Source organism: Microbacterium aureliae (genome assembly GCF_054780155.1).
Map to the genome: position 1 here is coordinate 193,283 of NZ_BAAGWW010000002.1, position 13,308 is coordinate 206,590.

The 13,308-nt window shown below is 73.3% G+C and carries 11 protein-coding genes; 8 read left to right on the forward strand and 3 right to left on the reverse strand.

All coding sequences use genetic code 11. The features are described 5' to 3' along the window. Window positions 1-183: 183 nt before the first annotated feature. A complete protein-coding gene (locus ACYVF4_RS06890; RefSeq protein WP_460721106.1) occupies window positions 184-744 on the reverse strand; it encodes a nucleotidyltransferase family protein in 561 nt (186 codons plus the stop codon). Between the two features lie 75 nt (window positions 745-819). Here ACYVF4_RS06890 and ACYVF4_RS06895 point away from each other — a divergent pair, with 75 nt between their 5' ends. From ACYVF4_RS06895 to ACYVF4_RS06930, 8 genes are all read left to right on the forward strand, one after another. After that, the gene (locus tag ACYVF4_RS06895) at window positions 820-2,004 is read left to right on the forward strand and encodes an XdhC family protein (protein WP_460721108.1); all 1,185 of its coding nucleotides are present in this window, start codon (window positions 820-822) and stop codon (window positions 2,002-2,004) included. Further along, window positions 2,001-3,359, forward strand: a complete 1,359-nt coding sequence (locus tag ACYVF4_RS06900) for an 8-oxoguanine deaminase (RefSeq protein ID WP_460721110.1) — start codon at window positions 2,001-2,003, stop codon at window positions 3,357-3,359. Before ACYVF4_RS06895 ends, ACYVF4_RS06900 begins: the two co-directional genes overlap by 4 nt. Window positions 3,360-3,363: 4 nt before the next feature. Then, window positions 3,364-4,200, forward strand: coding sequence for an FAD binding domain-containing protein (locus tag ACYVF4_RS06905; protein WP_460721112.1), 837 nt, complete (start codon window positions 3,364-3,366; stop codon window positions 4,198-4,200). Beyond that, window positions 4,197-6,941, forward strand: coding sequence for a molybdopterin-dependent oxidoreductase (locus ACYVF4_RS06910; protein WP_460721114.1), 2,745 nt, complete (start codon window positions 4,197-4,199; stop codon window positions 6,939-6,941). Before ACYVF4_RS06905 ends, ACYVF4_RS06910 begins: the two co-directional genes overlap by 4 nt. Before the next feature lie 144 nt (window positions 6,942-7,085). Next, window positions 7,086-8,201, forward strand: coding sequence for an ABC transporter substrate-binding protein (locus ACYVF4_RS06915; RefSeq protein ID WP_460721116.1), 1,116 nt, complete (start codon window positions 7,086-7,088; stop codon window positions 8,199-8,201). 6 nt (window positions 8,202-8,207) lie between these two features. Beyond that, window positions 8,208-9,044 carry an ABC transporter ATP-binding protein gene (locus ACYVF4_RS06920; RefSeq protein WP_460721118.1) on the forward strand — a complete coding sequence of 279 codons (837 nt, stop codon included), beginning with the start codon at window positions 8,208-8,210 and terminating at the stop codon, window positions 9,042-9,044. After that, window positions 9,044-9,850: an ABC transporter permease gene (locus ACYVF4_RS06925; protein ID WP_460721120.1), complete on the forward strand. Its 807-nt coding sequence runs from the start codon at window positions 9,044-9,046 to the stop codon at window positions 9,848-9,850. The genes ACYVF4_RS06920 and ACYVF4_RS06925 overlap by 1 nt, the downstream gene beginning before the upstream one ends. Continuing rightward, complete coding sequence (locus tag ACYVF4_RS06930) at window positions 9,847-10,650, forward strand: ABC transporter permease (RefSeq protein WP_460721122.1); 804 nt, start codon at window positions 9,847-9,849, stop codon at window positions 10,648-10,650. Before ACYVF4_RS06925 ends, ACYVF4_RS06930 begins: the two co-directional genes overlap by 4 nt. A gap of 19 nt (window positions 10,651-10,669) precedes the next feature. Here the strand turns inward: ACYVF4_RS06930 and ACYVF4_RS06935 are convergent, their stop codons facing one another. Both ACYVF4_RS06935 and ACYVF4_RS06940 read right to left on the reverse strand, forming a co-directional pair. After that, a complete protein-coding gene (locus ACYVF4_RS06935) occupies window positions 10,670-11,956 on the reverse strand; it encodes an allantoate amidohydrolase (protein ID WP_460721124.1) in 1,287 nt (428 codons plus the stop codon). Between the two features lies 1 nt (window position 11,957). After that, window positions 11,958-13,184 carry a pyridoxal-phosphate-dependent aminotransferase family protein gene (locus tag ACYVF4_RS06940; RefSeq protein ID WP_460721126.1) on the reverse strand — a complete coding sequence of 409 codons (1,227 nt, stop codon included), beginning with the start codon at window positions 13,182-13,184 and terminating at the stop codon, window positions 11,958-11,960. Between the last annotated feature and the right edge of the window lie 124 nt (window positions 13,185-13,308).

Genomic DNA, 13,308 nt, shown 5'->3' on the forward strand with positions numbered 1-13,308 from the left:
CGGCATCCGCTCGCAGATCCCGCGCCGCGCGCCCCGGTCCTCCGCTCACCGTCGGCGAGGGGAGGGGATGTCGGGCAAGGGAGGTCCGGAATCCGCGGTTCGGCCCTCCCCTCGGCGACATCTCCTCCGCCGGCCGTCGGCGAACGGAGGAGAAGCCCGCAAGAGGGGCAGGGAGCCGCGGCCTCAGCCGCGGGTGTCCACGTCCTCACCCGGCCACAGGTCGGCGCACTCGACCTCGACGACCCCGTGCGCGACGAGGTAGGGCCGCGCCCCGCGATCGTGGGATGCCGCGGCGGCGAGGGGTCCGGCGTGGGCACGGCCGATCGCCACGGGGTGGCCGGGGCGTCCCCGGTACACGGCCTGCACGAGCGCGTGGCGCGGGTCGCGCGCGGCCGCGGCGAGGATGCGCGCGACCGCCGTCGCCGGCGCGTCCGGGGTGTCGACGGGGGTGATCACGACGACGTCCGCATCGTCCGGCACCGCGGCGAGCCCCGCGCGCAGGGTCGCGCCGAGACCCTCCGCCCAGTCGGCCACGGCCACGGTCTCGGCGCCGGCGGGGACGAGCGCGGCGACGTCTTCGGCCCGGGCTCCGACGGCGACCCGCACGTCGGCGCAGCCGGCGGACCGCAGCATCCGCACCGCCCGCGCGACCCACGGATCGTCGTCGCCTGTGCGGGCGAGGCCCTTCGGCCCGCCGTAGCGGGTGCCGGCGCCCGCGGCGAGGACCAGTCCGCACGCGCGCATGGCCGTCACCCTAGTGCCTCGGGCGCCCGTCGGCGGCGTAGTGCGCCGGAAACATCGGGGGGTTAGCGTGAGTGCGTGCTCGAGTTGGCCCGCGACCTGCTGCCCCTGCTGCGCGCCGGGGTTCCGGTCGCGGCGGTGACGGTCACCGGCGTCGCCCGCAGCGCCCCCCGCGGGGTCGGCGCCACGATGGCGGTCACCGCCGACGGCGCAGTCATCGGCTCGATCTCGGGCGGCTGCGTCGAGAGCGACGCGATCGTCCTGGCCCACTCCGCGCTGGCGACGGGGGTCGCCAAGCGCAGCCGGTTCGGCTTCAGCGACGACCAGGCGTTCGCGGCGGGACTCGCGTGCGGCGGCGAGGTAGACGTGCTGGCGTACCGGATCGACCCCGACGACGCGCTCGTCGCCGACGCCCTCGAGCGCGCGGCCGTCGACCGCGCGTGCACGCTCGCGCTGATCGCGACGGGGGCGGATGCCGGCACCCCTGTCGCCCTCGACGATCTGACCGCGCAGCTCGATGCAGCCGCAGCGGCCGTCGTCGCCCGCGTCATCGCCGTCCGCGACGACGCACTGCTGGCGGACGCGTACCGCGGGCAGCCGGTGCTGCTGCTCTCGCACGCGCCGCGCCCGCGCCTGATCATCCTGGGCGCCGGCGAGCACGCCGCGGCGCTCTGCCGCGTCGGGGCCGCCGCGGGCTTCGCGGTCACGGTGTGCGACGCGTGGCAGACGCTCGTCACCCCCGCGCGCTTCCCCGACGCCGACGAGCTCGTCGTGGCGCTGCCGCACGAATACCTCGCCGCTCTCGCCCATGACGCCGTCGACGCGCGGACCGCCGTGTGCGTGCTCACCCATGACGAGCGCCTCGACATCCCCGCGCTCCGCCAGGCGCTGGCGATGCCGATCGGGTTCGTCGGCGCGATGGGCGCGCGCCGCACGGTCGCCCACCGCGCCGCGCTGCTGCGCGAGGCGGGCGTCGACGACGTGGACCTCGCGCGCCTGCACTCCCCCCTCGGCCTGGACCTCGCCGGCTCCGCCCCCGCCGAGACGGCGCTGTCGGTGCTCGCCGAGATCGTCGCCTCGCGCCACGGCGGCTCCGGCCTGCCCCTTCGCGAGCGCACCGGGGCCCTCCACCGCCGCGACGGAGCGACCCCCGAGCGCGGCGCCCGTCACGCCTTCGGCGAGGGGCCGGATGCCGGCATCCCGGCACCCCCGTCCTGCGCCATGCCGCTTCCGTCCCCCTCGCCCGCAGGAGAGCCCGCGTGACCCGAACCCTCATCGAGAACGGCTACGTCGCCACCGTGGACGCCCACGGCACCGAGTTCGACGGCGGCCATGTGGTGATCGAGGACGGAGCGATCGTCGCGGTCGGCGCAGGCCCCGCCCCCGCCGCGCTGCGGGAGGGCGCTGAGGTCGTCGACGCGCGCGGCTGCCTGGTCACCCCCGGCCTGATCAACACGCACCACCACCTGTACCAGTGGCTCACGCGCGGGTACGCGCAGGACTCGATCCTGTTCGACTGGCTGACCTCGCTCTATCCGCTGTGGTCGCAGATCGACGCGCGGCTGACCGGGGCCGGGGCGGCCGCTGCGATGGCCGTGCTCGCCCGCTCGGGCTGCACGACCGTCGGCGACCACCACTACATCTTCCCGAAGGGGTCGGGCGACATCGTCGGCGCCCTCGTCGAATCGGCCGCCACGGTCGGGGTGCGCCTGCACGCCACGCGCGGGTCCATGGACCTCGGCGCCTCGCAGGGTGGACTGCCGCCGGACTTCGCCGTCGAGACGACCGAGGCTGCCCTCGCCGCCTCGCAGGCCGCGGTCGAGCGCTGGCACGACCCGTCCCGCGACGCGATGGTGCGCGTCGCCATCGCGCCGTGCTCGCCGTTCTCGGTGACCGCCGACCTGCTGCGCGAGGCGGCGGTCCTCGCGCGCGCGCTCGACGTGCGCCTGCACACCCATGCGTCCGAGACCGTCGAAGAGGACGCATACTGCCTGGAACATATGGGCCGCACGCCCACGCAGTACCTCGAGGAGCTGGGGTGGCTCGGCGACGACGTGTGGATGGCGCACGCCGTGCACCTGGACGACCCGGCGATCGCCCGCTACGCCGCGACCGGAACCGGCGTCGCCCACTGCCCCTCGTCCAACGCGCGGCTCGCGGCCGGGATCGCGCCGGTGCGCGCGATGCTCGACGCCGGGGTCCCGGTCGCGCTCGGCGTCGACGGCGCGGCATCCAACGAATCGGGGCAGCTGGGCGTCGAGGTGAGGCAGGCGGTGCTGATGAACCGGCTGCGCACCGGCTCGGACTCGATGAGCGTGCGCGACGGCCTGCGCATGGGGACCATGGGCGGCGCCCGCGTACTCGGCCGCCACGAGGAGCTCGGCTCGCTCGAGGTGGGCAAGCTCGCCGACATCGCCGTGTGGCGGGTCGACGGGGTCGAGCACGCCGGCATCCTCGACCCGGTCGCGGCCCTCGGGCTCGGGGCGCTGCCCCCGCTGAAGCGGCTGTTCGTCGGCGGCCGCGCCGTCGTGGCGGACGGTGCGCTCACGACCGCCGACGAGGCGCTGCTCGCGCGCGATGTGGCCGCGGCGTCTCGCGAACTGGCCGAGAGGCTCTGACGGCATGGACATCACGAGCGTCACCCGCTTCCGCCGCGCCCGCACGCGCGAAGACCTCGACCTGGCCCCGGGCGAGGTGTTCCTCGCCGGCGGCACGTGGCTGATGAGCGAGCCGCTGCCCGGCACCACGGGGTTCGTCGACCTGACGACGCTCGGGTGGCCCGACCTCGAGATCACCGCCGACGGCCTGCGGATCGGGGCGACCTGCACGATCCAGACCCTGCGGGAGTGGGCAGAGGGCCGGGGGGCCGAGGCGGTGCCGACGGACTGGCATGCCGTGTCGATGATCCCGGATGCCGCCAACGCCCTGCTCGCCTCGTACAAGATCTGGGGCACGGCGACCGTCGGGGGCAACCTGTGCCGCGCCTTCCCGGCGGGCTCCATGACGTCGTTCGCCGTCGCCCTGGACGGCATCGCCGAGATCTGGACGCCCTTCGGCGGGACGGTCGACATGCCGGTGTCGGAATTCGTCACCGGCAACGCCGAGAACGCGCTGGCTGCGGGTGAGGTGCTGCGCGCCATCCGCCTGCCGGCCCACGCCCTGCGCGCCCGCGCGGCGCTGCGCAAGATCGCCCTCGCCGAGCTCGGCCGCTCCGGCGCGGTCGTCACCGGCCGCGTCGACCCCGACGGCGCGGCGGTGTTCGGCCTGACCGCCGCCGTCGAACGCCCCGTCGTGCTCCGCTTCGCCGGCCTGCCCGACGCCGTGCCGCTCGCCGAGGCGGTGGGCGCGGCATCCGGGTACTTCACCGACTCGCTCGGGGCGGCGGACTGGCGCCGCGGCGTGAGCGTCGTGCTGGCCGAGCGCATCCGCCGGGAACTCGCCGAGGAAGCCGCCGCATGAGACTCGACGTCAACGGCGAGCCTCTCGAGGTCGACCCGCGGCCGGGCCAGTGCCTGCGGACCCTGCTGCGCGAGCACGGGCACACCGAGGTCAAGAAGGGGTGCGACGCCGGCGACTGCGGGGCGTGCTCGGTGCTGCTGGACGGCACGCCCGTGCACTCCTGCATCATCCCCGCGCAGCGCGTCGACGGCGCACGGGTCACGACCGCGGCGGGGCTCGCCCCGGGTGAGGACCTGCACCCCGTGCAGCAGGCGCTCATCGACGGCTTCGGCTTCCAGTGCGGGTTCTGCACGCCGGGGCTCAGCGTCACGGCATCCACGTTCACCGCCGACGACCTCGACGACCTCGACCGGCGGATCAAGGGCAACCTGTGCCGCTGCACCGGGTACCGGCCGATCCGCGAAGCCATCCGGACATCGGTGCTCGGCCCCGTGCGCGAGACGCGACCGGCAGCCGAGCAGGGCGTGGGCGGCTCGGTGTCGCCGGCGCCCGCGCGGCGGATCGTGCAGGGCCTGGAGCCCTTCACGTTCGACGCCCCCGAGGCCGCCGGCGCGCTCGTCCTGCGGGTGCTGGGGTCGCCGCACGCCCACGCCCGCATCGCCGCGATCGACACCGCCGCCGCCCGGGCGCTGCCGGGCGTCGTCGCGGTCCTCACCCATCACGACGCGCCGCTCACCCGCTTCTCGACCGCCCGGCACGAGCACCGCACCGACGACCCCGACGACACCCGCGTGCTCGACGACGTCGTGCGGTTCGTCGGGCAGCGGGTGGCGGCCGTCGTCGCCGAGACCGCCGAGATCGCCGACGCCGCCCTCGCCCTCATCGAGGTCCGCTACGAGCCGCTGCCGGCGGTGTTCGACCCCGAAGAGGCACGGATGCCGGGGGCTCCGCTGCTGCATCCGGGCCGCACCGCGGACGACCGCGTCGCCGACGCCTCGCGCAACACCGTCGCGAGCCTGCACGCCGGCCGCGGCGGCGACCCCGACGCCGCCCTCGCGGCGAGCGCCGTGTCGGTCACGGGCACCTGGCGGACGGGCCGTGTCGCGCACGCGCAGCTCGAGACCCACGGCGCGATCGGCTGGCTCGACGACGACGGCCGCCTCGTCATCCGCGCGAGCACCCAGGTGCCCTTCCTCACGCGCGACGAGCTCGCGCACCTATTCGACCTGCCCCGCGACCGCGTGCGGGTCTTCGCCGCGCGCCTGGGCGGCGGGTTCGGCAGCAAGCAGGAGATCTTCGCCGAAGACCTCGTCGCCCTCGCCGTGCTGCGCACCGGTCGGCCGGTGGCGTACGAGTTCTCGCGGACGGACGAGTTCCGCCGCGCGTCGGTGCGCCACCCGTTCCGGGTGGCGGTGAGCCTGGGTGCCGGCGCCGACGGCATCCTGACGGCGATGAAGATCGATGTCCTCAGCAACACCGGCGCGTACGGCAACCACGGCATCGGGGTGCTCTTCCACAGCGTCGCCGAGTCGATCAACGTCTACCGCTGCCCCGTCACGCGGGTGGACGCCGAGGCGGTGTACACCAACACGGTGCCCTCGGGCGCCTTCCGCGGGTACGGCCTGGGGCAGGTGATCCTCGGGGTCGAGTCGGCGATGGACATGCTCGCCGAGCGGCTCGGCATCGACCCGTTCGAGCTGCGCCGCCGCAACGCCGTCCGCGAAGGCGATCCGCTGCTGACCGTCGACGACCACCCCGAGCCCGACCTGACGTGGGGCTCGTACGGCCTGGACCAGTGCCTCGACCTCGCCGAGCAGGCCCTCCGCCGCGGCAACGGCGTGACCGCTCCTGCCGGATGGCTCACCGGCGAGGGGATGGCCCTGTCGCTCATCGCGGGCGCCGCGCCCGGCGGCCACTTCTCGAACGCCTCGGCCACGCTCCGCCCCGACGGCACGTTCGCCCTCGCCGTCGGCACCGCCGAGTTCGGCAACGGCACCTCGACCGTGCACCGGCAGATCGCCGCGACGGTGCTCGCGGCATCCGGTGATCGTGTGATCGTGCGGTCGGCCGACACCGACGCGGTGCCGCACGACACCGGCGCGTTCGCCTCGGCCGGCACGGTCGTCGCCGGCAAGGCGCTCACCGTCGCGTGCGAGGCGCTTCGCGAGCGGATGCTGTCGCTCGCCGCCGCGATCGCGGGCGGGGTCGCCGACGCCGCCGAGATGACCCCCGACGGTGTGCGGGTCGCGGGCCGGCTCGTCGGGTGGGGAGAGATCGTCGCCGCCGCGCCGGAGGCCACGGCCGAAGGACTCACCGCACACGGGCAGGAGGGCGCGGAACGGCGGAGCCTGGCCTTCAACGTCCACGCCGTCCGGGTCGCCGTCGAGCGCGAGACCGGATCCGTGCGGGTGCTGCAGTCGGTGCAGGCCGCCGACGCCGGCTTCGTCATCAACCCCGCGCAGTGCCGCGGGCAGATCGAGGGCGGGGCGGCGCAGGCCCTCGGCAGCGCGCTCTACGAAGAGGTTCTGGTCGACGAGCGCGGCGCGGTCTCCAACCCCGTCTTCCGGCTGTACCGCGTGCCGCAGTCCGCCGACGTCCCCGACACCGAGGTGTACTTCGCCGACACCCACGACGCGCTCGGACCGTTCGGGGCGAAGTCGATGAGCGAGTCGCCGTACAACCCCGTCGCCCCCGCGATCGGCAACGCGATCGCCCGCGCGCTCGGGCGCCGCCCCTTCCGCCAGCCGTTCACCCGCGAGCGGGTGTGGCGCGTGGCGCAGGGTCTCGCCGACCCCGACTGAACGCCGGGCGCGAGAGTCGCCTCGCCCCCGTCACACCGTGGAAACACGATGCGCCCGGGGCGGAAACCTGCCGGGACTAGCGTCGGGCCGTTCACCGACTTCCCGGGACATTCCACGGGGACACTTCACAAGGGGGCCCACCCGATGGCAACTCACAGCACCTTCCTGCGGCGTGCGCGTCTGGGCGCGATCGCCGCGGTCGTCGCCGCATCCGCGCTCGTCCTCGGCGGCTGCGCGTCCAGCGACACCGCACCCGGCTCGGCCGACGAGGGCGACGCCGCTTCGTACGGCGAGATCAGCGTCCAGTACTCGTGGATCAAGAACGAGGAGTTCGCCGGCGAGTTCTACGCCTACGAGAACGGGTACTACGACGAGGCGGGCTTCGACGAGGTGATCGGCATCTCGGGCCCGGACACCGGTGTGGCCAAGCTGCTGTCCGGCTCGGTGCAGGTCGCGCTCAGCGACGCCGCCTCGATCGGCGCCGCGATCGCCGAGCAGGACGCGCCGCTGAAGATCATCGGAGCGACGTTCCAGAAGAACCCGTTCACGATCCTCTCGCTCGCCGACGGCGGCGACATCGCCACGCCCGAGGACCTCATCGGCAAGACCATCGGCGTGCAGGACTCCAACGCGAGCGTGTTCGCGGCCCTGCTCAACGCCAACGGCATCGACGAGAGCGAGGTCACGGTCGTACCGGTCGACTTCGACCCCACCCCGCTCATGAACGGCGAGGTCGACGGCTTCATGGCCTACCTCACCAACGAGGCCCTCACGGTCGAGCTCGCCGGCTACGACATCACCAACCTGTCGTACGCCGACAACGGCGTGCCCTACGTCGCCGAGACCTTCAGCGTCACCGACCAGTACCTCGCCGAGAACCCCGAGCTGCTGAAGGCGTTCCTCATCGCCGAGATCAAGGGCTGGACCGACGTCTTCGGCGAGACCACCGAAGACACCGTCGCCCTCGTCGAGAAGTATTACAACGCCGCCGCGGCCGAGTCCGAGGACGGCCTCGAAGCGGTCTTCGGCGCGCTCGACCCCGAGAAGACCGGGCTCGGCCTTGAGGCGACCAAGCTGCTCATCTCCACCGACGAGACCGAGGCGAACGGACTGTTCACGATCTCGGACGAGCTCAAGCAGCAGACCGTCGACTCCCTCGCCGCCGCCGGCTGGGAGGTGTCGGTGGACGAGCTGTTCGACACGACGATCATCGACGAGATCTACGCCGAGATGCCCGAGCTCAAGGACTACCTCCCGTAGGGACTCATGAGCACCGACATCACGACGGATGCCGGGTCCGCCGCCCTCTCGCAGGGCGGCGGCACCGGCATCCACATCTCCGGCCTGAGCAAGACGTTCGCCACCGGTCGCGGCAGAACCGTGACCGCGCTGCAGGACACCCATCTGCACACCGATCAGGGATCGTTCCTGGCGCTGCTGGGGCCCTCGGGCTGCGGCAAGTCCACGATCCTGCGGATCCTCGCCGACCTCGACAAGCCCACCACCGGCGACGTGTTGGTCGACGGGAAGACCCCCGCCCAGCTGCGGCGGGCGAGCGAGCTCGGGATCGCGTTCCAGGACCACGCGCTGCTGCCGTGGCGCAGCGTCATGACCAACATCCGGCTGGTCTTCGAGATCGCCGGCCGCAAGCCCGACAAGGCCTACATCGACGAGCTCGTGGCGCTCGTGGGGCTCACCGGGTTCGAGAAGGCCAAGCCCGCGCAGCTGTCCGGCGGCATGCGCCAGCGCGTCTCGATCGCGCGGGCGCTGGCCCTCAAGCCCTCGGTGCTGCTGCTGGACGAGCCGTTCGGCGCGCTCGATGACATGACCCGCCAGAACCTCAACCTCGAGCTGCTGCGGATCTGGACCGAGAAGCCGGCGACGACGCTGCTGGTCACCCACGGCATCGCCGAGGCCATCTTCCTGTCGGACCGGGTCGCGGTGATGAGCCCGCGACCGGGACGCGTGAAAGAGATCATCGAGGTCGACCTGCCCCGGCCCCGGACCCCCGAGATGATGCGCACCCCCGAGTTCCACGCGCTGGTGGACCGGGCCTCCGAGCTGCTGTTCGGCTCGGACGGCCGCGCGGCCGCGGAGGCCTGATGGCCCGCGCGCGCATCCCCGGCTGGCTGGCCGCCCTCATCGGCGCGACCGCGCTCGTCCTGGCGTGGTGGGCGTTCTCGGCGACGGTGTTCCAGCCGCCGCCGGGGACGACCTTCACGCCGGTCCCGTCGCCGCTCGCGGTGCTGCAGACCCTCGGCACCGACGGCCTGGCGCCGTACTGGAGCGTGTTCCAGGTGACGATCGCCGAGGCCCTCATCGGCTACGGCTGGGGCAATGCCGCCGCGCTCGTGCTCGCGGCATCCGTTCTGCTCTTCCCACGCATCGAGACGGTGGTGACCCAGATCGCGGTGGTCAGCTACTGCCTGCCGGTCGTCGCCGTCGGCGGCATCGCGATCGTCGTGCTCGGCGGGGCCAAGCGGCCGGGCGATCCCAGCGCGACCGCCGTCTTCCTCGCGGCGCTGGCGGTGTTCTTCACCACGGTGGTCGGGGCCCTGCTGGGCTTCAAAGCGGCGGACCGGTCGAGCCTGGACGTCGTGCACGTCTACGGCGGGTCGCGCTTCACGGCGCTTCGCAAGGTGCGACTGGTCGCCGCCCTGCCGGCGATCCTCAACGCCCTGCAGATCGCCGTGCCCTCGGCGTTCCTCGGCGCCGTCCTCGGGGAGTACATGGGCGGGATCGACCGGGGCGTCGGGATCACCCTCATCAAGCTGCAAGGAGACCTCGACTCCACGCGCGTGTGGGCGGTGTTCCTGCTGTCGGCGCTCGTCGCCCTGATCGGCTACGCGCTGGTCGGCCTCATCGCACGGCTCGTGACGCCCTGGGTGTCGGGAAGGACGCGCGCATGATCGGGGCCATGGGCAGGGCCGCCGGTCGATCCCTCGCCAACGCCGCGCTGACCCTCGTCATCATCATCGGCCTCTGGTGGGCCGTGGTGAGCCTCACCGGCATCTCGCCGTACGTGGCGAAAGGACCGGTCCAGGTGTGGGACTTCCTCGTCACCGCCGAGGACGCCGGCGAGAACCGCGCGACCCTCCTCCCACTCCTCGGTCAGACGCTGGCCGACGCGGCCGTCGGGTTCGTCGTCGGGATGCTGGTGGCCACGGTCCTCGCGGTGGTGTTCTCGCTGTCGCGCTCGGTCGAGGCGGGGGTCATGCCGCTGGCACTGCTGCTGCGCTCGGTTCCGCTCGTGGCCATCGCCCCCGTGATCATCCTGATCACCGGCCGCGGGACCCCCGCCTCGGTCGCCGTGATCGGCACGATCGTCGTGCTCTTCCCCGCGCTGGCGTCGGTGCTGTTCGGGCTGAGCCGCGCATCGAAAGAGAGCCTGGATCTCGTGCACGTATACGGCGGCGGCCGCGCGACCCAGCTGCGCAAGGTCAGCGTGCCCGGCGCGCTCCCCTCGCTCTTCGCCGCCGCACGGGTGTCGGTGCCGGGTGCGGTCACCGGCGCGCTGCTGGCGGAATGGCTGTCCACCGGAACGGGCATCGGCGGCATGATCGTGAAGTTCACGGCATCCGCCCGCTTCGACGACCTGTGGGCGTCGGTCGCGCTGATCACGCTGGTCACCCTGCTGCTGTACAACCTGGTGCAGACCGTCGAGAACGTGGTGCTTGCCCGCATGGGCATGGTCGCGCCCGCCCGCTGACCGCCGGGGGCGCCGCGGGTCAGGGGCGGGGCTCGGCGGCGCGCAGCAGCACGGCTTCGGCGAGGGCCCGGATGCCGCGGGCGACGTCGCCGGCCGACACCGCCTCGTCGGGGTGGTGGCTGATGCCGTCGGGGTTGCGCAGGAACAGCATCCCGACCGCGGTGATCGCCCCGAGCGCCATGGCGTCGTGCCCCGCGCGGCTGAAGATGACCGGGGGGTCCTCTGCGCGCGCGGGCAGGGAGGCGCGGATGCCGGCGCGCACGACGTCCTGCAGCAGCGGGTCGCAGAAGACCGCGGGTGCCGCGTGGATCTCGCTCGCCGACCAGCGCAGCCCGCGGCGACTCATGATCTCGTCGAGGTCCCGCTCGATCGACTGCCACACCCGGTCGCGATGCCCGTCGAACTCGCCGCGCAGGTCGAGCGACAGATGCGCCTCACCGGGGACGACGTTCACCGCGCCGGGGTACGCCTCGAGCTGACCGACCGTGCCGATGATGTGATGCTCGGCCCGGCATATGCGCTCGACGGCGAGGGCCGCCTCGGACGCGCCCAGCAGCGCGTCGCGACGGCGGTCGTACGGCGTGCCGCCCGCGTGGCGTGCTTCGCCCTCGATGACGAGCTGGAAACGTCGCGCGCTGGCGATCGACGAGACCACCGCGAGGGACTCGCCATACTCGTCCAATTCGGGACCCTGCTCGATATGCGCCTCGAGGTATCCGATGAGCTCGTCCGGCCGGCGCGCCGCCTCGTGCACCCGTCCGGGGTCGAGTCCGAACTCCAGGAACGCCTCGCGCACGCTCGTGCCGTCGGCGTCCGTGAGGGACCACCACTCGTCCTCCCACGCGCCCGCGACCGCCGAGGAACCGAGCAGCGCCTTGCCGAATCGCGTCCCCTCCTCGTCCGAGAAGGCGACCACCTCGACCGCGAACGGCAGCGGCCAGGCCGGGTCCTCCGGTCGGCGCAGCAGCCGCACGACCTCGAGCGCCATGAGCACGCCGACGATGCCGTCGTAGCGGCCCGCGTCGGGCACCGTGTCCAGATGCGAGCCGAGCATCAGCGCGGGGGCATCGGCGGGACCGATCCTGCCGACCTGGTTGCCCGCGGCATCCGTGCGCGTGGTCATCCCGACCTCGCGCATCCACTCGGCGGCGAGGCGATTGACACGGGCATGCTCGGGCGAGAGGTAGACCCGCTCGATCGCCGCGGCATCCGACGAGACCCGCGCGAGCTCGTCGCAGCGCGTCATCACCCGGCGTGCCGCGGCCTGCAGTGCGTCCCGATCGACGGCGAGATGGGATGCCGTCACGTCAGGCGTCCCGATAGATGTCGGTTGCGGCATCCACCCCGCCCCCGGGTGCGACGCGGGCGCCGAAGCGGCGCAGCACCGACTCCAGGGCGGCGAGCGTGGTCAGCACTGCATCCTTGCGGGCGTTGTAGCCCATCGTGCCGATGCGCCACACGCGTCCGTGCAGGGGGCCGAAGGAGGTGCCGATCTCGATCCCGAAGTCCTCGAGCATCGCCTGCCGGGCGGCGTCGCCGGCGACTCCCTCGGGGATCTCGACGGCCACGACGTTCGTCATCTTGTGCGCGACGTCGCCGAAGACCTCGAGGCCGAGCCCCTGCACCCCCGCGAGCATCGCGGCGCCGGCGACGCGGTGGCGCCGGATGACGGCATCCCGACCCTCACTCAGCAGCAGCCGCGCGCACTCGCGCGCCCCGTAGAGCATGGAGGTCGCCTCGGTGTGGTGGTTCAGGCGGCGCGGGCCCCAGTAGTCGAGGATCATGCCGAGGTCGAAGTAGTTCGAGCGGACGAAGTCCGCCGCCTCGGGGTCACCGGGCTCCCGGATGCCGGCCTCGACGCGCGCGCGGGAGCGGACGACGTCGACGGCGCGCGGCGAGAGCGTGAGCGGGGCCGATCCCGACGGGCCGCCGAGGCACTTCTGCAGGCCCGCGGTCGCGGCATCCAGCCCCCACGCGTCGGCCTCGAACGGGTTGCCGCCGAGCGAGGCGGTGGCGTCGGTGTAGAACAGCGCGCCGTGCGCCGCGCACAGCGCGCCGATCTCGTCGAGGGGCTGCAGCATGGTCGTCGACGTGTCGCCCTGGACGAGCGCGACGAGGTGAGGACGCACGCGCCGGATGGCCTGCTCGATCGCCGACACCGGAAACACCTGCCCCCACGGCACCTCGATCGTGTGCACCTCGGCGAGGGCGCGTTCGGCGATCTCGGCCAGCAGATGCCCGAAGCGGCCGAAGATCGGCACGAGGACGCGGTCGCCCGGGCGGACGAGCGAGACGATCGCCGCCTCGATGCCCGCGCGGCTGGTGCCGTCGACGAGGAGCGTCGCGTCGTTGGCGGTGGCCCACACGTCGCGGTAGAGCTGCTGGGTCTCGGCCATCGTCGCGGTCATGAAGGGGTCAAACTGCCCGACGAGCGGAGCCGACATCGCCCGCAGCACGCTCGGGTACGCCGAGATGGGCCCCGGGCCCATCAGCAGGCGCGGCGGCGGGTCGATCTGTCCGAAGTGCTCGGTCATGTTTCTCCAGGTGGTTCCGGTCGTGTCGTGCGTGTTCGCGTGCGGGTGTGTTCGGATGCGGGTCGCGTGAGCGTGTGTGCGGGTCGCGCGAGCGTGTACGGATCACGTGATCGGTACGAGATCA